Source organism: Saccharothrix stipae (assembly GCF_054781895.1).
In genome coordinates, this window is record NZ_BAAGTN010000006.1 from 222906 (window position 1) to 243769 (window position 20864).

Below are 20864 nucleotides of genomic sequence, written 5' to 3' on the forward strand. Positions count from 1 at the left end.
CATGTATCGGCTGATTCGACGTGTCGTGTCGGTTTCGGCCAGTTCCTTCATGTCCGGCTTTGTGCTGCGCACTATTCGCGTATTGATCAAGTTCGGGATTTGGGGGAGCGGTGACGGAACCGGGCACGATTCGGATGAGCCGGATTCGCTGGTTGGCGTCGGTGTGCGTGTTGCTGGTGGCGGCGAGCCTGCTGCAACCGGTGACGTGGGCTCGTGCGGCGGCGGGCGAGGTGCCGGGGGTGACGGCGGGGGCCGGACCGGTGGACAGACCGGCGCCCGCGTCCGCGCGTCCCGACGAAGCGGTGCCGCCGGACCAGTGGCCCCCGGCCGTACCGGCGGGGATCAAGGCCGGCGGGGATCCCGTGCGACTGTCCGCCGAGGACTGGGAACGGGTGCGCAAGCCGGGTCAGGCCGGTGCGGAGAACGCCGAGGAGGTGTTCGCCGGTGTCCTGACGCGACCGGGTTTCGCGCTGGGTGACACCTCGTTGGTGGTCTACTTCGACGTGCGGGACGACGGCCCGGCTTGGTCGTCGTGGCGTGCGCGGGTTTTCGAGGCGTCGACGGGCACCGAGCAGGCGTCGACGGTGTTGCCGCGGTCGGAGTTGGAGACCCCGTGCGGCGCGGTGCGGCAGTTCTGCCGCACGTTCGGCGCGCTCGAAGGGTGGGCGCTCGATCCGGGCAAGGAGTACTTCGTCAAGCTGGCGGCCATCCTGGACGAGGGTGGCGAGGTCGTGTCCGCGCCGGGACCGAACACGCGGCCGCGCACGACGGTCGAGCCGCCGGAGATCCCGGTCGAGCAGGCGTCCGGTTGTGGCTGCGGGTCGGCGTTGAGCACGACCGGTGCGCGCCAGGCGTTCCGCGGTGACGGCGTGAACACCGCGACGGGCGCGTTCACCCGGATCGAGCCCGACCTGGCGATGGCGTCGTTCGGCGTCCCGTTCTCCTCCACGCGCGTGTACTCCTCGACGTTGACCGCTCCGGGTCTGTTCGGGCCGGGGTGGGCGTGGTCGTACGGCATGCGGGTGACGCAGACCGACGACGGCGCGATCGTGCTGGCCGATGACGGCGCCGCCGTGCGGTACCGGCTGGTCGACGGCGGCTACCAGCGTCCGCCGGGTGTGCGTTCGACGTTGCGCAAGACCGACACCGGCTGGGAACTGGTCACGCTGAGCCGACTGGTGTACGGCTTCGACGGCCAGGGTCGCCTGGTGTCGATCCGCACGCCACGCGGCGTGGGCGTCTCGCTCGCGTACGGCGAAGACGAGATCACGGTCACCGATCCGTCGGGTCGGGTGGTGCGGGTGCGCGTCGAGGGCGGTCTGATCCGCGCGATCACGCTGCCCGACCACCGCAAGGTCCACTACGAGTACGACGAGGCCGGCAGGTTGGCGGTCTACAAGGACGCCCGCGGCGGCCAGTGGCGGTACGGCTACTCCGCCGAGGGCCGGCTGACCGAAGTGGTGGACCCGCAGCCGCACCGGACCACGTTGGTGCGCAACGAGTACGACGCGGCCGGGCGGATGGCGCGGCAGTCGGACGCGCTCGGCAACCTCACGAGGTTCGAGTGGAAGGCCTCCGAGCAGGAGGCCACCACCATCGACGCGGACGACGTGGTGGTCCGCGACGGTTATCGCGGCAACGTGCTGCTGTACAGCAGGCGTGGTGCGGGTGATACGGACAACCACCGCTACGACGGCTCGCTCAACCGCAACCTGCTGGTCAACGGCAACCACAACCAGCACGAGTCGCAGCACGACGCGAACGGCAACCCGACCCGTCGCGTTGCGCCGCAGGGGTTCGACGAGAAGACGAAGTACGACGAGCGCAACAACCCGATCGAGTTCGTCGACGCCAAGGGCAACGTCTGGAAGAACACCTACAACGAGTTCAACGAGCTGGTCCGCAGCACCGACGCCGAGAACCACTCGATCAACTACGCCTACGACGAGCGCGGTCTGCTGGTCACGATGACCGACCAGCGCGACAAGGTCACCCGGTACGAGTACATCCCGGCCGGACGGGCCAACTCCGGGATGCTCGTGGCGGCGATCTCACCGGAGGGCCGGCGCACCGAAGCCGGGTACGACGCCACCGGCCGCCGGATCGCGTCGGTCGACCCGCGCGGAACGGCGCCGGGCGCCGACCGGCGGGCGTTCACCACCGAGTACCGCTTCGACCAGCAGGACCGCGTGCTGGAGGTGTCCGAACCGGGCAAGCGGCACCCGTGGCGCACGAACTACGACGAGGTCGGCCGGGTCAGCAGCACCGTCAACCCCGAGCACGTGAGGGTCGAGCACCACTACCTCGCCAACGGGCGGCTGGAGAGGGTCACCGATCCGCGCAAGACCACCTCGATCGCCTACACCAACGCCGGGCGCCGTGCCGCGGTGCGGGTCGAGATGGGCCGCGGTGAGCAGGACATCGTCACCGCCTACCGGTACAACGCCAAGGGCCTGCTGCACCAGACGATCTCGCCACGCGGCAACGTGCCGGGCGCGAACCCGGCCGACTTCACCACCACCTACCGCTACGACGCCAACGACAACCTCGTACGGATCTCGCGCCCGTACCCGAACGGCGAGGTCGTCCACAAGGACATCAACGTCGACGACCTGGACCGCACCACGTCCACGGTGGACGAGTTCAACAAGCCCTCCAGCTTCCAGCGGGACAACACCGGTCAGGTCACCGAGACCACCGACACCCTCAACCGCAAGCTGTCCATGGGCTACGACCGCAACGGACGCCAGACCTCCAGGTCCGACGCCGGCCGCAACACCACGAAGACCACCTACGACAAGGCCGGCAACAAGATCAGCCAGGAGAACGCCACCGGCGGCGTCACCACCTGGACCTACACCGACGACGGCCTGCTCGCCACCGTCACCGAGCCGCGCGGCAACGTCGAGGGCGCCGACCGCGAGCGGTTCACCACGCACTTCGAGTACGACCTCGCGGGCAACCGCACCAAGGTCATCGACCCGCTCGACCACACCACGACGTCGACTTTCGACGCGAACAACCGGCTGACGTCGGTCACCGACGCCAACGACCACACCACCCACTACCGGTACCGGGAGGACAACCAGATCGAGAGCGTCCACGCTCCCGACGCCCGGTACCACCAACATGCGCCGCACCTCGACGCCACCGTCTACAGCTACCACCCGGACGGTCTGCTCGCGGCGATCCGCGACCCCAACCACCACGTCCGCCGCATCGACTACGACCGGGCCGGACGCCCCACCAGCACCACCGACCCGCTCGGCCGCCGCGTCGAGGCCACCTACGACGTGGAGAACAACCTCGTCTCCGCCCTCACCCGCGGCGAGCACGAGTGGATCAGCGACGCCGAACGCGCCAAGCGCACCATCGTCGACACCTACGACATCGTCGGCCGCCGCACCGACCGAGCGCTGGGTGACAGCGGGCCGAAGTACAAGTGGGGTTACGACGCCAAGGACCGCATCACCTCCTACGGCGACCCGCTCGGCACGCGCACCGTGGCCTACGACGACGAGGACCAGATCACCGGGGTGACGCGCGCGGAAGCCGGGCGCAGCGAGACCTTCGAGTACACCTACGACGTGCGCGGCAACATCACCGGCCGCGCCTACCCCGACGGGACCAGCGTCACCGGCGGTTACGACGCCGACAGCCGCATGACCGAGCTGACCGTCAGCGGCGGCAGCGCGGGTCCGGACGCGGCCACCTGGCGGTTCGGCTACGACATCGCCGGCCGCCGCACCAGCACCACCCTGCCCCAGGGCACCGGCCTGGTGGAGCGCCGCACCTACGACGACGCCGGCCGCCTCACCGACATCGGCACCGAACGCACACCGGGCACCGGCCCACCGGCCGACGTACAAGACCCGATCTCCGCCTACCAACTCGACCTGGACCCGGTCGGCAACCCGACCAAGGTCACCACCACCCGTGGCGGCGTGACCGAGGCCGTGGCCTACGCCTACGACCCGGCCGACCGCGTCACCTCCGCCTGCTACGCCGCCACCAGCTGCGACCGGCACGCTGCCAACGCCGGGCGCATCGACTACACCTACGACCTGGTCGGCAACCGCCTGACCCAGAAGCGCACCGGCACCGCCGGCAGCGACACCACCCGCTACCACTACGACGCCGCCGACCAACTCCGCAAACGCATCGTCACCCAACACCGCGCCGGCAACGCGCCCGACGGCGAGACGAACGGCTGGCCCAGCACGGTCACCGACTTCGACTACGACCTCAACGGCAACCAGACCAAGGCCGGCCGCGACACCTTCGCCTACAACCTCGACAACACCCTGGCCGGCGCCACCACCGGCGGGCGCACCACCGCGTTCGCCTACGACGCCACCGGCCTGCGCCTGACCGCCACCTCCGGTACCGGCCAGGCCGCCACCACCCAACGCTGGACCTGGGACGTCAACGGCACCCTGCCCCAGATCGCCCTCGACACCACCACCAACGCCACCGGGACCACCACCGAACGCCGCGGCTTCACCTACGGCCCCGATGACGAACCACTGGCCCTGCTCGACCCCGCCACCGGCGCCCACCCGTACACGCACGACTGGCTGGGCGGCACGGCCAACATGCTCAGCCCCACCGGCGTCCCCGAGGCGGGCTACGACTACGACCCGTTCGGCAACCCACGCCAGGGCGACACCCTCAAGCCGGGCGACCCGACCGGCCCCGCCAACCCGCTGAAGTACACCGGCGCCTACCAGGACTCCACCAGCGGCGAGGGCAACTACTACCTCCGCGCCCGCAACTACAACCCCGACACCGGACGCTTCACCAGCACCGACCCCATGCCCCAACCCGGTCCGGCCATCTCCGCCTACGCCTACGCCGAGAACAACCCGCTGTCCTACACCGACCCCACCGGCGCGATCGTCGACGCGGGGGGCGGCAGCGGGTCGGCGTCCGAAACCGGAGCCACCCAACCCACCGGGCCCAGCCCCGAGGACGTCGCCAAGGCACAGCAGATCCAGAGCAAGAGCCTGCTCGATGTCATCCTCGAAGCCGGCGGCCAGATCCTCATGGAGTTCCTGGGGATCAACGACATCATCAACTGCCTCAAGGGCGACATCGGCGCCTGCGTCTCCATGGTCATCGGCGCCCTGCCCTGGGGCAAGATCTTCAAGGCCAAGAAGATCGCCGAAGCCATCTTCCGCGCCGGCAAAGCCGTCGTCACCTTCTTCCAGGAAGTCAAGTGGGCCCGCGCCATCATCCAAGGCGCGGAGAAGGCCGCCGAAGCCGCCAAAGCCGCCGCAGCGGCTGCGGCGAAGGCAGCGGCGGAAAGGGCGGCGAAGGCCCGGGCGGTAGCCGAGGAAGCAGCGAAGAAAGCTGCGGCGAAGGCGGCGGAGCGTGCCAAGGCTGTAGCGGCGAAGGCAAAGGCTGCGACCAAGAAAGAGACTCCCAGAAGTGGGTCGATGAAGCCGGAGGGCTGCCACAGCTTTCAGGCCGGCACGCTCGTACTTCTGGGTGATGGTACGACCAAGCCCATCGAAGAGGTAAAGCCAGGCGATCTCGTCCAGGCCAGCGATCCGGCCATCGCCAAGCTGGAGCATCGTCGGGTGACCCGCACGATTCGGACCGACCACGACAAGTCTCATGTCGCCGTGGTGATTCGCGACGACAGTGGGCAGCACACTATCAAGACGACCGACAACCATCCGTTCTGGTCTGTTACCCGGGAACGGTGGCTCGAAGCGAAGTACTTGAAGCCTGGTGAGCTTCTACGTACAGCCGCTGGCACGCATGTACAGGTCGGTGCGATCCGCGCCTATCACGGATCGCGTCGCACCTACGACCTGACGGTTGAAGGTATTCACACCTACTACGTCTTGGCGGGGAGTACTTCGGTTCTGGTGCACAACTGCACCAGGGACGGAGGTACATGGGGCGGGCTCAAGCCATCCGGAAGCGGTAAGCAGATCAACCACATGCCGCAGGACGCCGCCACTCCAATCACCACCTACAGCGGTCCGGCTATCAGAATGGATACGGCTGACCACAGGCAGTTGTACTCCACGGGTTCTTCTGTTGAGTCGCGAGCGTGGTTGATGATGCAACGTGAGTTGGTCCAAGCCGGTCGGATCGACGAAGCCATGATGAACGACATCAATGATGTAATTTCTCGCTTTCCCGGTAAATATAATAACGCAATCGGTGAGATGATAGAGCTGCTTCCGCAGAATGCGCAATATCAGGCGCTGCGGACCGTTCCCGGTGAGGTAAGTGTTCAGTTGACGCTGTGGTGAGACTTGAAAGCGCTATTCGCAGGTGATCTGGCGTGGTGGTAGCGCCACAGTTCCGCCTGGTCGGGGCCGGTTTCTTCCGTAGGTCAGGTCACCGGCGGGCTGTTGCGCTACCAACACCACCGCGCTTCCCCTACTGTTAATTCGACCAGGCTCGCGTCCTGAGCCGGTGGTTCGCCCCACGCAGATCGCGGTGTCGCCACGGCGTCCGGCACGATGGCCCCGGTAGAGGGAACTGGTGCAGGCAGGACTGACCGACAAGGGCAACGACGTGTGCCCAAGCTCCTCGGCGAGTACGACAATGCAATCGTGGCCGGTGTACGTGCGACTTGGGCTATGATGAAGCTCGGTTAGGCAGGAGGAGCAAGTGGAGTTGGTCATTGACCCACCGCGTGGGGTGGGGCCGCTGCGGATCGGCATGCCGTTCGACGAGGCCGTCGAACTGCTGCGCTCGCTGGACGGGTACCGCCCTCCGGAACCCGGACGCACCAACCAGCCTGGGTACGCGCACTACGAGTCGGAGTTGACCATTTCGCTCAGCCCTGACCGGGAGGGGCGGGTGAGAGCCGTCGAGCTCTACCGACCTGAGCGTGGTGTCACCATTTTGTTCGGTGATATTGCGGTGTTTGACACTCCAGCCGACGAGGTGATTCAGCGGCTTTCGGGCGTCGCGCGCCTGGAGGTCGAGGACGGAGGCCTCCACGTCGTTGCGCCGGACCTGCTCCTTGCCCTGGGTCGACCCTTTCGGTCGGACGGCGCCGAAGAACCCGAGGGTTGGTATTTCGAATCGGTGCTGGTCGCTGCCCCAGGTTACTATGACTAGTGATGAGTTTTCGGCGCACGTTGATACCTGGTAGTCGCGCCCACGACGGGACGGCTCAGTAATCCACCCCGAAGTTTCCCGGAAGCCGATCGGGACACCGGGAACGGCGTTGCCGAGGATCTCCACGGGCCCGTGGCGGCGGCGTATGGAGGTACGGCCCGGTTGTGTGATCAGTCGGTCTGGTCGTGATGGGCTGTGTTGGCGGGTCCGGTGTGGTTGTAATGGGTCACGTATCGGTTGAGCACTCTGCTCAGCTGGCTTTCGTTGATGACGGGCAGGCGGTCGGCGGCACGACCGTCACGGCGGGGGAGGTTTGTGGCACGGGCGCCGACAACCGGGCCGGCGCGGTCTCCGAGGCGATCGGCCGAGGCCTGGTCGAACTCCGCTGACGCCGTGAGGTCGGACTCGATCGGGAACACGATCGTGTGGTTGTCGGGGCCGCCGGGCGGCACGAGGCACGGGAGCGGCGGCTTGTTTGAACTCCCGGGCGTCGAGCTCGATGGGGGCGTTGACCAGGAGGGGCGCGAGCGTTGTCGTGAAGGCGTGCACGGCTAGGATTTTGTGAGTGCCGTTCACCCTTGCTCACCCTGCGGCGGTCCTGCCTTTTTCCCGTGGTCCGCTGGTGCCGTCCGCGCTGGTCGTGGGATCGATGGCGCCGGATCTGACGTACTACGTCTCCCTGCCGTGGCTCGATCCCAGCGATACCCTGCTCACCCGCACCCACCACGTGTCGTCGGTGTTCTGGCTCGATCCGTTGCTCGGTCTGGCCCTGCTTGTGGTGTTCCACCTGCTGCTCAAACGGCCCGTGGTGGCGCTCTTGCCGGCGGCCGCCGCGGGGCGTGTGTGGCAGTCCGCGGAACGGTTCACCTGGCGTCGGGCAACCGCGGCGTGGTGGATTGCCCTTTCGTTGGTGATCGGGGCCGCGACCCACGTGGGGTGGGACCGTCTGAACGGTGTGTTCGGTCGTGATCACTCGACGAAGCTGGACCTGGCCGGCGGTGTGCTCGGCTTGGCCGTGCTCCTTGTCTGGACGTGGCGCTGGTGGCGGGTGACGTCGGCGCAACCGATCCCGTCCGGTCTGCGGCTCCCGGCCCGGCTGCGCACGGTGGTCTGGGGCGCATTGGTAGCAGCGCCGCTGGTGCTGGGCACCGTTGGCGCGGTGAGCGGTGTCCGGGAACTCGTTGCGGCCAACAAGATGGACTACTCCGAGCTTCCGCCCCACATCGTTCGGCCGACGTGGACCGGGCAAGACATGGCGGAGCTCGCGGTGAGACGGTTCGCGGTGAACGGTGTCGCTGCCATCTGCGTCGTGCTGGCGATCTACGCCCTTGGCTGGCAACTGAGCCGTCTCGCCACCGGTAGGCGTGGCTCGACCGGACCAGGTTCGGGAGATGAGGCGACGTTGCCAACCGACGTCCCGCGATCCCGCTGACCAAGCACGGCACCGCCCTGCGTTCCATCCTCCGATCGGAGGATGGAGGAGGTCTACCGCGTCCGCGGTGATCCCCGCCCGCGTGGTCGATCCGGCGCGTCCCCGTGAGCGGCAGGCTTTGCACATGGCCATCATCGAGGTACACGGCCTCGTCAAGCGCTACGGCAACCACACCGCGATGAACGGGGTCGGCTTCACCGTCGGGCAGGGCGAGTCGACGGGATGTGCTGCCCCATGACAACAGCACGACCTGACGTCGTCCGCACTTTGCGCCCGGCACGCGTCTCCTACATCGACAACCTCCGCGTCTTCTTGACGCTGCTGGTGGTCGCGCACCACTCCGCGGCTCCCTACAGCAATCTCGACGCCTGGCCGAAGTGGCAACGGTCTGCTCCGGCGCCCGCGGCGGAGTTGTTGGACCTGCTGTTGCTGGTCAACCAGACGTTCTTCATGGGGTTCTTCTTCCTGCTGTCCGGATACTTCGTACCCGGTGCGGCCGATCGGAGAGGGCCGGGCAGGTTCGCGGTCGAGCGCCTGAAGCGGCTCGGGATCCCTCTCATCGGGTTCATCGTGCTGCTGCGCCCCTTCTACATCCTTCCCGACTACTTCAACCTCCCGGCCGCGACCCGGCCGTCCTTCGCGGTCTACTACTTCACCACCTGGGAGCTCGGGCCGGCCTGGTTCCTCGAACTGCTGCTGATCTTCTCGCTCGCGTACGCACTGCTGCGGCACCTGCGCGCGACCGCGGAGCCGGTGCGGTCACGACCGTTGCGGCGGCGGGACCTGCTCGCCTTCGTGCTCGTCCTCGGCGTGGTCACCTACGCCTGGCGGATCTTCGTCCCTCACGGCGCCAAAGAGCCGGTGCTCGGACTGCCCACCCCCGACTTCATGCCGCAGTACGTGCTGCTCTTCGTCGTCGGTCTCGCGGCGTACCGCCACCGCCGGCTCGCGACGCCGCCGCGGAGATCAGGCTGGTTCGGCGTGCTCTTGGTGGTGGCGTCGCTCGTGCCGCTGGCGCTGGGCGGCTACCGGGCCTACGGGGTGGCCGGTGCCCTGACCACTCACGACCCCGCCCACCTGGCTCTGGCCCTGTCGGAGTCGCTGTTCGCGGTCGGCGTCATCCTGGTCCTGCTCCGCGCGTTCGAACGCTTCGCCACCGGTACGTCGCGGTTCCGCCGCTACCTCGCGGACAACGCCTTCACCGCATACCTCGTGCACACGCCGCTCATCGTCGGAGCCGAGGCGTTGCTGCTGCGACTCGACGCGGCACCCGTGCCGAAGTTCCTGCTGACCCTGGTGCTCGCCGCGGCCGGGAGCTGGGCGATCTCAGGAGCTCTGCGCCGTGTGCCCGCCGTACGGGCAGTGGTGTAGCACGATTCCAGGCTGCCCGGCGCGACGGTGCGCTCGATCTCGCTGCGCGGAGCCAACCACGCCGTTCACCCCTTGGGCGAAGGCGTGCGATCATTGCAGGACACCATGGTCGGTCACCGGCCGCTGGGAGCAGGTCGTGGGTGTCGAGGCCGAGTTGCGCGAGGAGTTCGACCGCTGGGAGCGCAAGGAGACCGCGGTCCTGAAGGTGCTCCCGTACCCGCTGCTGGCGGTCAGCGTCGCGTTGACCCTGCTGCAGCCGCTCTGGAACGCGGAGGTGCACCTCCCAGGGGTGCTCGGGCTCTCGACCCTGCTCACCGCGTGGGTCATGTGGTTCCACACGTTCCACCCCGAGTCGCACCGCAACGGCCCGCTGATGGGTCTGTACTACACGGGGCTCGTGGCGTTGACCGCCTGCCTGGTGCTGCTCACGCCCTGGTTCGGCTTCTTCGCCTTCATCGGCTACGTGCACGCCTTCCAGTACCTGAAGGGCCGGTGGCGGTACGTCGGCGTGGCCGTCACGTCCGCGATCTCGGCGGTCTCCTACGTGGGAGGGGCGGCCGACATCACGGCCGACGAGTGGTGGAAGTGGCCCGCCATCAGCGCGCTCACCACGGTGATGGCCACGGCGGCGTTCCACGCCGATGTGATGTCCGACCGGCGCAATCACCGGCAGAAGCGGGCGCTGGTCGAGCTGCACAAGGCCAACGTCGAGCTGGAGACCGCACTGGCGGAGAACGCGGGCCTGCACGCCCAACTGCTGGCGCAGGCCCGCGAGGCCGGCGTGCTCGAAGAACGGCAGCGGATGGCGCGGGAGATCCACGACACCCTCGCTCAAGGGCTGGCCGGCATCCTCACCCAGCTGCAGGCCGCCGAGCAGGCGTCGCACGTGCCGGCGGTGGCGCGCCGTCACGTGGGGAACGCGATGGACCTGGCTCGCGAGAGCCTCACCGAGGCCCGCCGGACGGTGCACGCGGTGGGACCGTCCGCGCTGGCGGAGGCCCGCCTCCCGGACGCGATCGGCGACGTGGCCGAGCGCTGGTCGAAGGTGAACCGCGTCGAGGCGGTGCTCACCACGACCGGCGACGTCCGGCCGATGCACACCGACGTCGAGGTGACACTGCTGCGGTCCGCGCAGGAGGCTCTCGCCAACGTCGCCAAGCACGCACGGGCCGGTCGGGTCTCCCTGACCCTGTCGTACATGGAGGACCTGGTGACGCTCGACGTGCTGGACGACGGAGTGGGTTTCCTGCCCGACGCCAAGCGCGCCGTCAGCGCCGCGGACGGGGGCTTCGGGCTCGCCGGCATGCGGCAGCGGGTGCAGCTCCTCGCGGGGCGGCTGGACGTCGAGTCCGAGCCGGGCGGGGGCACCGCGATCACGGTGACGGTGCCGGCGATCCCCGCAGGGAGCGAGAGGTGATCTCACTGCTGATCGTCGACGACCACCCGGTGGTGCGGGACGGGCTGCGGGGCATGTTCGGCGCCGATCCGCGCTTCGAGGTGGTCGGCGAAGCCGGTGACGGTGCGGAAGCGGTCTCGGTCGCGGAGCGCCTCCGCCCCGACGTGATCCTCATGGACCTGCGGATGCCCGGGACCGACGGGGTCGCCGCCATCAAGGAGTTGGCGAAGCGCGGGGTGCCGTCACGGGTGCTGGTGCTCACCACGTACGACACGGACAGCCACGTGCTGCCGGCCATCGAAGCCGGCGCCACCGGCTACTTGCTCAAGGAGGCGCCGAGGGCGGAGCTCGTCCGCGCGGTGGAGGCTGCCGCACGCGGACAGGCGGTGCTCTCTCCCACCGTCGCGACGAGGCTCTTGGGCCAGGTGCGCAAACCGGCCCCGGCGCCGCTGTCACAGCGCGAGCTGGAGGTGCTGGAGCTGATCGCCCAGGGCTCGACGAACCGCGAGGCGGCGAGGCGGCTCTACATCAGCGAGACGACGGTCAAGACGCACCTGCTGCACGTGTACGCGAAGCTGGGCGTCAACGACCGAGCAGCCGCCGTGGCCGCCGCGTTCTCTCGCGGTTACCTGAGGCCTGGGGACTGATGGCCGATCACCGGCAATGCCGGGCAGGGACCCGGCCGGCAGCCGGTCGGTGAACGACGAACGGGCTGATCCGGTGAACTCGGGTGGGCGCTACTGCTCGGCGGTGCTGGGGTTCGGCTTGAGGGTGGGGGTGGTTGCGGTCCAGCTGGCGAGGATGTCGATGGCTCGTCGTGAGGGTGATCCGGGTTCGGTGGTGTAGATGAACAGGGTGGTCTCGGGGTCGCCGGGGAGGGTGAGGGTTTCGTATTCGACGGTGAGGTCTCCGACCAGGTTGTGGCGGAGGCGTTTGGAGCCGTGGGTGCGCTGGTGGACGCGGTGTTGTTCCCACCACTGGTCGAATTCGCGGCTGTGTTCGCGCAGTTCGGTGACGAGGTCGGTGGTGGCGCGGTCGTCGGGGTTGCGGCCGACTTCGAACCGGAGGCTTTCGACGGCGGCGCGGGCTTGGTCGGGCCAGTCGAGGAAGAGGGCTCGGGCGCCGTCGTCGAGGAACATCCAGCGGGCGTAGTTGCGGTGGGCGGCAGGGAACCGGTCGAAGTCGGTGAAGAGGGCTTTGGCCATCCGGTTGGCGGCGAGGATGTCGGTGCGGCGACCGAGGATGAGGGCGGGTTCGCCGTCGAGGGCGTCGAGGAGCTGGTGGAGGCCGGGGCGGACGCGTTGGACGTCGTGGGTTCGGCCGGAGGTGCGTGTCGAGGTCAGGCCGATGAGGTCTTCGAGGTGGGCGCGGCCGGCCGCGTCGAGGCCGAGGGCGCGGCCGATGGCTTCGACCACGGCGGCGGAGGGCGTGATGCGTCGGCCTTGTTCGAGGCGGGCGTAGTAGTCGGTGGACACGCCGGCGAGGCGGGCGACTTCTTCGCGGCGGAGGCCGGGCACGCGGCGGACGCGACCGTCGGGCGGCAGGCCGGCGCGGGCGGGGTCGAGCTGGCTGCGGGCGCGCCGGAGGAAATCAGCGAGTTCCTGGTTGGTCCTGCTCACGGGTTCGAGTATCGCCGAGCCGGGGCGGTCCTGGGTGGACCGGCGAGTCCTAGGTTCCGAGGACCGCGCCTCCACAGGGCCCGAGATAGGCCTCCACAGGGGGTTGCGGCGGGTCACTCTTGAAGCACGCCACCACGGGAACAGCCCGGAGGCGCATCCCCGAAATCGTGAGCAAAGGACGACCCATGAGCTTCCCGACGGATCGACCCGCGACCTGGTTCGTGACCGGTACCTCCCGCGGTCTGGGCCTGGAGCTGGTCACGCAGCTGCTCCAGCGTGGCGACCAGGTCGCCGCGACGACCCGTTCCACGGAGCGGCTGCTGGCAGCCCTCGGTGACCGCGTCGACACTTCGCGGCTGCTGCCGCTGACCGTCGACCTGCGTGATGACGAGCGGGTCCGGCAGGCGGTTCGCCAGGCCGCGGAGCGATTCGGCGGCCTCGACGTGGTCGTCAACAACGCCGGATACGGCTACCTGGCCGCGGTGGAGGAGACGAGTGCCCGCGAGGTTCGCGACATGCTCGACGTCCAAGTGGTCGGGGTGTGGAACGTACTGCGCGCCACGCTGCCGCTCCTTCGCGAGCAGAGGAGCGGTCACGTGGTCAACGTGTCGTCGGTTCTCGGGCTGACCGCGGTTGCGGGCTGGGGCCTCTACTGCGCGGGCAAGTTCGCGATCGAAGGGCTCACCGAGGCGCTGGCGCAGGAGATGGCCGACTTCGACGTCAAGGTGACCATCGTCGAGCCCGGCTACTTCCGCACCGATTTCCTCACCGCCGACTCGCTCGCGCTGCCCGCCTCGACTACGGATGCGTACCCGGGTCTGCGTGAGATGACCGAGAACCACCTGAAGCTCCAGGGCAGCCAGCTGGGCAACCCGGTCAAGGGCGCGGAGGCGATCATCCGCCAGGTCGTCGGCGGCGAGGGCCCGCTGCGACAGCTGCTCGGCTCGGATGCCCACGCCTACGCCACCGCGAAGGTCGAGGCCCTGCGCGCGAACCTGGAGGCCACCGCGCGGACCGCCAACGCCACCGACTTCGCCGATGCCTGACAACTCGCCGTTCGTCACAGAGAGGTCGGGCACTCGGCGTACGGCGGGCTCACCTGGTCGGCGCCTCGATGGGCGGCATGATCGCCCAGCACCAAGGCCGACACCTTTGTGGCTGGTCAGCAGCTTGGACGCGTCCATACCGGCCTTGTAGGTGCCCGCGGCGGCGTTTGACGCGTTGCGGGGATGGAGATCCTCGTACTTGCGGAGTGAGTGCTGGGAGGCGCTGGTGGATGAGGAGGTTCGGCGGGCGCGTGACGAGGTGGTCAACATGGTGGCGCTGCGCCCGGTGGCGACCTCGATCGACCGTGGGACGCTGCCACGCAGACTCCTGCGGCGCGACCTGGGGCTGTCAGTGGTGTCGGGCGTGTTGGAGCTCTTGGCCGCAGTAGCGGTGGTGGTTGTCGGCCCGGACGTGTGGTTCACCACCGCGGCCGGTGTCGGGTTGGGGGCGGCTGGCGCGAACGCGATCATCGAGGCCTTCCAGGAGTCGCGCCGGCGCACGGGAGAGGTCGCACGCATCCGCCAGTACGGCGCGGACGAGGTCGACACGCTGACGGATCTGCGCGCTGACGTCCCGACGCCGCTGTGGGGCACGGTCGTTCGGGTGCTGTACGAGCTGCTCCTGCTCACCATGGTGACGATGGTCTTGGCCTGGTCGGAAGGGACGTACGCGCGGGTGACCGTGGTGGCCGCCCTGATCTGCCAACTCATCGCCGCCGTGCTGGGACACCGGTACGCCCGCCGTCGGGAGCGGTGGAGGGGGATTTTCATGCGCGGGGAAGACGTCGCCCTGCCTCCTCTGCCGGACGGCTGGCGCGTTCTCGTGCCGCGCCGGCCGGACGACCCCGGCGCTGTTGCGGGTACGGGAAAGGCTGCTGAGGGCGCCTGAGGGTGGGTCTCGTACGCCTCGGCGGTGGCGAGGTCGCTGTCGGCCTGCTGCACGAGGTCGGGCAGGTGGGGGAGCAGCGCGCGGTAGCTGGCGGCCATCGTTATCGCGGCGATCGGGGGCGACTTTCGGTCGGTGTGTGCGAAACGTGGAATGATCGGGTGTCGGGCCTGCGTCCTGTTGAAGCGGAGGCCCGGGTGGATCCGCTGCGGGCGGCTGTGGGGCGGACGACCTATCCTGGCGTCGCGTCTGGCCTGGGCCGGCGCGTCAGTGAGGGGAGTGGGGGTTGTCGCACACCGAGTCGGGTCAGCCGATCGTGGTCGAGGGGCGGCCGGCTGGTGATTCGTCCAGGCCGGTCACGATCTCCTACATCGCCGAGACGGCCGGGGTGTCGGTGCCGACGGTGTCCAAGGTGATCAACGGGCGGGCCGGTGTGTCGCCTGATACCCGGGCGCGCGTCGAGGCGCTCATCGACGAGTACGGCTATCGGAAGTCGAGCTCGCCGAGCCGCAGCAAGCAGATGGACCTGGTGTTCGACGAGCTCGAGAGCATGTGGGGCGTCGAGATCATCCGAGGTGTGCAGCGGGCGGCGCGCAAGCACGGGGTGGGGGTGGTGCTGTCGGAGTTCGGTCCGCAGGGCAACGCGATCCGCTACTGGATCGACGACGCGCTCGACCGCCGTCCCGCCTGTGTCGTCACGGTCGCCCAGCTGTCGAACGAGGAGCGTGACCGGCTGCGGGCCAAGGGCATCCCGTTCGTGGTGTTCGACCCCACGGTCGAGTTGCCGGACGACGTCCCGTTCGTCGGCGCGACGAACTGGGCCGGTGGCCGGATGGCCGCTCGCCACCTGACCGGCCTGGGTCACCGTCGCATCGCCATGATCACCGGTCCGGACGACGTGCTGTGCTGCCGTGCCCGGTCCGACGGTTGCCGCGCCGCGCTGGACGCCGCGGGAGTTCCGATCGACCCCAGCCTCGTGGCGCGCGCGGAGCTGACCCGGGAGTCCAGTCACGTCGCGGCCCGCGAACTGCTGGCCCGGCCCGACCGCCCGACCGCCGTCCTGGCAGGCGACGACCTCCAGGCGCTGGGCGTCTACCGGGCCGCGCGGGAAGCGGGGCTGCGGATCCCGGAGGACCTGAGCGTGGTGGGTTTCGACGACCTGCCGATCGCCGCCCTGGTGGACCCTCCGCTGACCACGGTCCACCAGCCGTTGATGGAGATGGCGATGGCCGCCACCGAACTGGCCCTCGCCCTCGGCCGCGGCGAGCGGCCGCCGCAGGTGGGATTGGAACTCGCGACCACGCTCACCGTCCGGGAGAGCACCGCACCGCCCGCCGGAGTCGGGGAACACTGACGTCGACCCGCTCTCGGCTTGCCGGGAGATGGGCCGGGCACAGCCAGGTTCATCGGGGGTGGAGGTCGGACTCGTCTCGGATGGGCTCGGACCCGGTGAGGCGCGGCGACGTGGCGGGGTCGGTCGACGGTTCGCCGACCACCGGCCAGCCGTCGACCCAACCTACCGGCGCCAGGAACGTCTCCCAGCCCAACCCGTGCCGGCCCGTGGCCCCGCGTGGCAGCACGCCGAGGAAGACCATCCACCACGCCCCGTCGGGTGCCTGCACGAGGTCGCCATGACCGGTGTGCCGCATCGGGTGATCAGGGCCGCGGTGGGTCAGGATCGGGTTGGCCGGGCACGGCTCGAACGGCCCGTTGACCGTGGGGCCGCGCGCGATCGAGACGGTGGGCGGTCGCTCGGTGTCGACCTCCGCGACCACCAGGTACCACCGGTCCCCGATCCGGTAGAGGTGAGGCGCGACGGGGACTTGAGGGCCGGGTGAGCCCGACCAGAGCCTGGTGGGCGCGCCCAGGGTCCGGCCCGTCGCCGGGTCGATGCGGACCTGGCCCACGCCGGCGTAGGTGCACCAGCAGTCGCCGTCCTCGTCCCAGACCAGGTCGGGGTCGACGCCGGGCACGCCGGGCAGCGGCGTCGGGTCGGACCAGGGACCGGCTGGGTCCTCGGCGCTGAACAGCACGGTGCCGTCGCGTGGCACGCGTGTCGCGATCAGCCAGAACCTGCCGTCGTGGTGGCGTAGCGTCGGCGCGTAGATCCCGCCGGCGAACGGGGTGCCGGTGAGCCGGTCCGGCACGGTGCCGATCCTGACCCAGTCGGTCAGGTCGCGGCTGTGGAAGATCGGCAAGCCGGGGAAGTACTCGAACCTGGAGGAGACGAGGTAGTAGTCCTCGCCCACCCGGCAGATGGTCGGATCGGGGTAGGACCTCGTGATGATCGGCTCGTTCATCTCACCGTCTTCTGCCGACATGCGACGTCCGAAAGGTTTCCGACTTGCTCGCAGAAACTTTCTGGCCGACGGCAGGGTACGGCTGGGCGCGCGGTGGGGTCAACGGGCCGATCGTGCGTCTCGTGCGGCCGCCTTCGCTGATTGACGCCACTTTGACGCCTCGGTAGCATCCCGCGCGGAAACTATCGGGCCAGCGCTGAGAAAGTTTCTGGACGTGGACGATCTGGCGTCCGAAGTGCGCACCCGCGTCCTCGACCGGTGGAGGCCTCATGCCTTCGTTCGTCCTGGCGCACTCACCCCACCTCATCACGCGCAACGCGCCACCGCCACGCGGCGCGCGCCGCCTCCTCCGGCGGGATGGGATTCCACCTACAGCAAGGGACAGTGACGTCTTGAGCTCGCAAGACATGCGCAAGATCCCACGGCGGCTCGGCACGCTCGCCGCCGCCCTGGCCACGCTGCTCACGACGAGCGCGGTCGCGGCCACCGACGCACGGGCGGCGGAGGGCTGTCGCGTCGACTACGCCGTCCAGGCCCAGTGGACCGGCGGCTTCACCGCAACCGTGCGCGTCACCAACCTCGGCGACCCGGTCAACGGCTGGAGCCTGGGCTGGGCGTTCCCGTCCGGGCAGCGCGTCACCCAGGCCTGGAACGCGACGGTCACCTCATCGGCCGACCAGGTCACCGCGAAGAACGAGAGCTACAACGCGACCATCGCGACGGACGCGTCGGTCTCCTTCGGCTTCAACGGGTCCTGGACCGGGAGCAACACCGCGCCCACCACGTTCGCGCTCAACGGCGTCACGTGCACCGGGCGCGTCGGCGGTGAACCCCAGCCGGGTGACCCGATGGCGGCGGTGGCCGCGATGCAGCCCGGCTGGAACCTCGGCAACACGTTGGACGCGATCCCCGGCGAGACGTCGTGGGGCAACCCGCTCACGACCCGGGAGCACCTGCGGCACGTGCGTTCCCAGGGGTACAAGAGCATCCGCCTCCCGGTGACGTGGAGCAACCACCACGGACCGGCCCCGGACCACGCGATCGACCCGGCGTGGCTCGGCCGCGTCCGGGAGGTCGTGGACTGGTCCCTGGCCGAGGGCCTCTACGTGATGGTCAACATGCACCACGACTCGTGGCAGTGGATCAACACCTACCCCACCGACCGCGCGAACGTGCTCGCCAGGTACACCGCGCTGTGGACCCAGATCGCCACGACGTTCCGCGACCACTCCGCGAAGCTGGTGTTCGAGAGCATCAACGAACCCCAGTTCGCCGGCACCACCGGTGACGAGCAGAACTTCCAGGCGCTGCACGAGCTGAACGCCGAGTTCCACCGCGTCGTCCGCGGGTCCGGCGGCGGCAACGCCACCCGGCTGCTGGTGCTGCCCACCTTCCACACGGCCGCGGACCAGCCGCGCCTGGACGCGTTCGTGGCGAGCTACGAGCAGCTGCGCGACGCCAACATCGCCGCGACGGTCCACTTCTACGGCTTCTGGCCGTTCAGCGTGAACATCGCGGGCTTCACCCGGTACAACGCCGAGGTGGAGCAGGACCTCATCGGCACGTTCAGCCGGGTGCACGACACGTTCGTCGCCCGCGGCATCCCGGTGATCATCGGCGAGTGGGCCTTGCTCGACTACGACCACACCCGGCCCGGCATCATCGAACGCGGCGAGTTCCTCAAGTTCATCGAGGCGGTCGGCCACCACGCCCGCACCCGCAAGCTCACCACCATGATCTGGGACGCGGGCCAGTTCCTGAACCGCGCCGAGCTGCGCTGGCGCGACCAGGGCGTGCACGACCAGATCAAGTCCAGTTGGACCACGCGCTCCGGCACGGCGTCGTCCGACCAGGTGTTCCTGCCGCGCACCGGTGCGATCACCGCCAAGTCGTTGGCGCTCAACCTGAACGGCACCACGTTCCAGGAACTCCGGCACGGCGCCACCAGGCTGGTCAACGGGTCCGACTACCGGGTGTCCGGCACCACGCTGACGCTCACCGCGGCGGCCCTCACCCGCCTGGCGGGCAGTCGCGCGTACGGGGTGAACGCCACCATCGAGGCCAGGTTCTCCACCGGGGTGCCGTGGTCGATCCACGTCATCACCCACGACCCGCCGATCCAGTCCGCCGCGAGCGGCACGACGAGTTCGTTCGCCATCCCCACCCGGTTCCGCGGCGACCAGCTCGCCACCATGGAGGCGAAGCACGCCGACGGCAGCAACGCCGGACCGGCGGACTGGACCTCCTTCAAGCAGTTCTGGCAGCACTTCCAGCCCGACTACGCCGCCGACAGCGTGATCCTGAAGCCCGAGTTCTTCGCCGAGCTCGACGACGGCCGCGTCACCCTGACGTTCCACTTCTGGAGCGGGACGCGGATCACCTACTACATCACCAAGACCGGCACCACGGTGACCGGAAGCACCAGCTGACCGGGGCTGACCTGCCCACAGGACGCCGACACCCCCTTGCCACGTGGTGAGGGGGTGTTCCGGAGGTAGTGGAAGACGGTGCCGATCCGCTAAAGGTGTTAGCGCTAACTTTAGCAATCAAAACGGTGAGCTCGATGCGCTCCCGGTCCCGCCCGCGCGGGCGATCTGCGCTTTGGGGAACGCCTCTGATCGCGCTGCTCCGTTCAGGGTACGCAACGAAAGTTTCTAGAAATTCTTCTTGTGAACGTAAACACCTGACTGCCACACTTCTGCCCGGTACGTCCAGGAGCACTTCGAGCGGGTTGGCCCGGCATCCACCACGCCGCCGCGTGGATGCCGAGCGGGAGTGTCCTGGGTGGTGCCGACAGCGACGTCGGTGCCGCGCCCGGCCTTGGTCGACACATGTCGTCGCGGGGTCCGAGAGCGGCGTGTCGACTCGTGCACGACCCGTCTCATCAGCGTCATCGAACCGGTTCGACCGAGCTAAAGTGTTGTTTTAGCAAGTTCAAGCTGCATAAGGTCAATCTCGGATCGAACCGGTTCGAATATGGCTATCCCTTCGGAGATCTCATGGTTCAGCGGCGAACTGTCTTCTCTGTGCCCGTTCTCTCTGGGCCCCCCGACGCCGGGTCGCGCGTGTCCTCGCGCCTCGGCCGACAGGGGCGTGGATGATGGCCGGTCGGCCCGTTCGCGTGGCGGTGGTCGGTCTCGGCTTCGGCGCCGAGTTCATCCCGATCTACCAGCGTCATCCGCAGGCCGAGATGGCCGCGATCTGCCGACGCGACCCCGCCGGTCTGGACGAGGTGGGTGACCGGTTCGGTGTGGGGAAGCGGTACACGGACTTCCGCGAGTTGCTCAGGGATCCGGAGGTGGACGCGGTTCACATCAACTCGCCGATCCCGGATCACGCGTGGATGACGGTCGAGGCGTTGGAGGCGGGCAAGCACGTGGCCTGCACGGTGCCGATGGCGACGAGTGTCGAGGACTGCGGGCGGATCGTGGAGGCGGTCGAGCGGACGGGTCTGCGGTACATGATGATGGAGACGGTCGTCTTCTCCCGCGAGTACCTGTACCTCAAGCAGCTTCACGATTCGGGGGAGCTGGGCAGGCTGCAGTTCCTGCAGGCGAGTCACATGCAGGACATGGACGGCTGGCCCGGCTATTGGCCGGGGTTGCCGCCGATGTGGTACGCCACGCACTGCGTGGGTCCGGTGCTCGCGCTCGCCGACGCCAGCGCCGAGGTCGTCTCGTGCTTCGGTTCCGGCACGATCCGCGAGGAGCTGGTCGGGCGGTACG

14 protein-coding genes are annotated in these 20864 nt (G+C 68.8%); 11 read left to right on the plus strand and 3 right to left on the minus strand.

Features of this window, described 5'->3' with window-relative positions; all coding sequences use genetic code 11:
- The first annotated feature begins 134 nt into the window (after positions 1 to 134).
- Positions 135 to 6269 (plus strand): RHS repeat-associated core domain-containing protein, encoded by a 6135-nt coding sequence (locus tag ACYVLT_RS12835; RefSeq protein ID WP_461120358.1) that lies wholly within the window; start codon positions 135 to 137, stop codon positions 6267 to 6269.
- A gap of 364 nt (positions 6270 to 6633) precedes the next feature.
- On the plus strand, positions 6634 to 7089 hold the full coding sequence (locus ACYVLT_RS12840; protein WP_461120359.1) for a hypothetical protein: 456 nt from the start codon (positions 6634 to 6636) through the stop codon (positions 7087 to 7089).
- A gap of 170 nt (positions 7090 to 7259) precedes the next feature.
- Here ACYVLT_RS12840 and ACYVLT_RS12845 read toward each other — a convergent pair whose 3' ends face one another.
- Positions 7260 to 7508, minus strand: coding sequence for a hypothetical protein (locus ACYVLT_RS12845; RefSeq protein WP_461120360.1), 249 nt, complete (start codon positions 7506 to 7508; stop codon positions 7260 to 7262).
- A 146-nt stretch (positions 7509 to 7654) separates the two neighbouring features.
- Between ACYVLT_RS12845 and ACYVLT_RS12850 the strand changes: the two genes are divergently transcribed.
- The 4 genes from ACYVLT_RS12850 (at position 7655) to ACYVLT_RS12865 (ending at position 11935) form a co-directional block, all read left to right on the plus strand.
- Positions 7655 to 8521 carry a DUF4184 family protein gene (locus ACYVLT_RS12850; protein ID WP_461120361.1) on the plus strand — a complete coding sequence of 289 codons (867 nt, stop codon included), beginning with the start codon at positions 7655 to 7657 and terminating at the stop codon, positions 8519 to 8521.
- A gap of 234 nt (positions 8522 to 8755) precedes the next feature.
- On the plus strand, positions 8756 to 9892 hold the full coding sequence (locus ACYVLT_RS12855) for an acyltransferase family protein (RefSeq protein WP_461120362.1): 1137 nt from the start codon (positions 8756 to 8758) through the stop codon (positions 9890 to 9892).
- Between the two features lie 136 nt (positions 9893 to 10028).
- Positions 10029 to 11309 carry a sensor histidine kinase gene (locus ACYVLT_RS12860; protein ID WP_461120363.1) on the plus strand — a complete coding sequence of 427 codons (1281 nt, stop codon included), beginning with the start codon at positions 10029 to 10031 and terminating at the stop codon, positions 11307 to 11309.
- Entirely contained in the window at positions 11306 to 11935 is a 630-nt protein-coding gene (locus ACYVLT_RS12865; protein WP_461120364.1) for a response regulator, read from the plus strand. The genes ACYVLT_RS12860 and ACYVLT_RS12865 overlap by 4 nt, the downstream gene beginning before the upstream one ends.
- Positions 11936 to 12025: 90 nt before the next feature.
- On the opposite strand, the gene ACYVLT_RS12870 is transcribed toward ACYVLT_RS12865, so the two are convergent.
- Positions 12026 to 12982, minus strand: a complete 957-nt coding sequence (locus ACYVLT_RS12870; protein ID WP_461120365.1) for a helix-turn-helix transcriptional regulator — start codon at positions 12980 to 12982, stop codon at positions 12026 to 12028.
- 110 nt (positions 12983 to 13092) lie between these two features.
- Between ACYVLT_RS12870 and ACYVLT_RS12875 the strand changes: the two genes are divergently transcribed.
- The 3 genes from ACYVLT_RS12875 (at position 13093) to ACYVLT_RS12885 (ending at position 16193) form a co-directional block, all read left to right on the plus strand.
- Entirely contained in the window at positions 13093 to 13953 is an 861-nt protein-coding gene (locus ACYVLT_RS12875; RefSeq protein WP_461120366.1) for an SDR family oxidoreductase, read from the plus strand.
- Between the two features lie 268 nt (positions 13954 to 14221).
- A complete protein-coding gene (locus tag ACYVLT_RS12880; RefSeq protein ID WP_461120367.1) occupies positions 14222 to 14842 on the plus strand; it encodes a hypothetical protein in 621 nt (206 codons plus the stop codon).
- Positions 14843 to 15125: 283 nt separating this feature from the next.
- Positions 15126 to 16193: a LacI family DNA-binding transcriptional regulator gene (locus tag ACYVLT_RS12885; RefSeq protein WP_461120368.1), complete on the plus strand. Its 1068-nt coding sequence runs from the start codon at positions 15126 to 15128 to the stop codon at positions 16191 to 16193.
- A 49-nt stretch (positions 16194 to 16242) separates the two neighbouring features.
- Here the strand turns inward: ACYVLT_RS12885 and ACYVLT_RS12890 are convergent, their stop codons facing one another.
- Positions 16243 to 17160, minus strand: coding sequence for a family 43 glycosylhydrolase (locus ACYVLT_RS12890; RefSeq protein WP_461120369.1), 918 nt, complete (start codon positions 17158 to 17160; stop codon positions 16243 to 16245).
- Between the two features lie 371 nt (positions 17161 to 17531).
- Here ACYVLT_RS12890 and ACYVLT_RS12895 point away from each other — a divergent pair, with 371 nt between their 5' ends.
- Both ACYVLT_RS12895 and ACYVLT_RS12900 read left to right on the plus strand, forming a co-directional pair.
- Entirely contained in the window at positions 17532 to 19568 is a 2037-nt protein-coding gene (locus tag ACYVLT_RS12895; protein ID WP_461120370.1) for a cellulase family glycosylhydrolase, read from the plus strand.
- A gap of 668 nt (positions 19569 to 20236) precedes the next feature.
- Positions 20237 to 20864 (plus strand): Gfo/Idh/MocA family protein (locus ACYVLT_RS12900; RefSeq protein WP_461120371.1); only part of this gene is annotated, 628 nt, incomplete at its 3' end.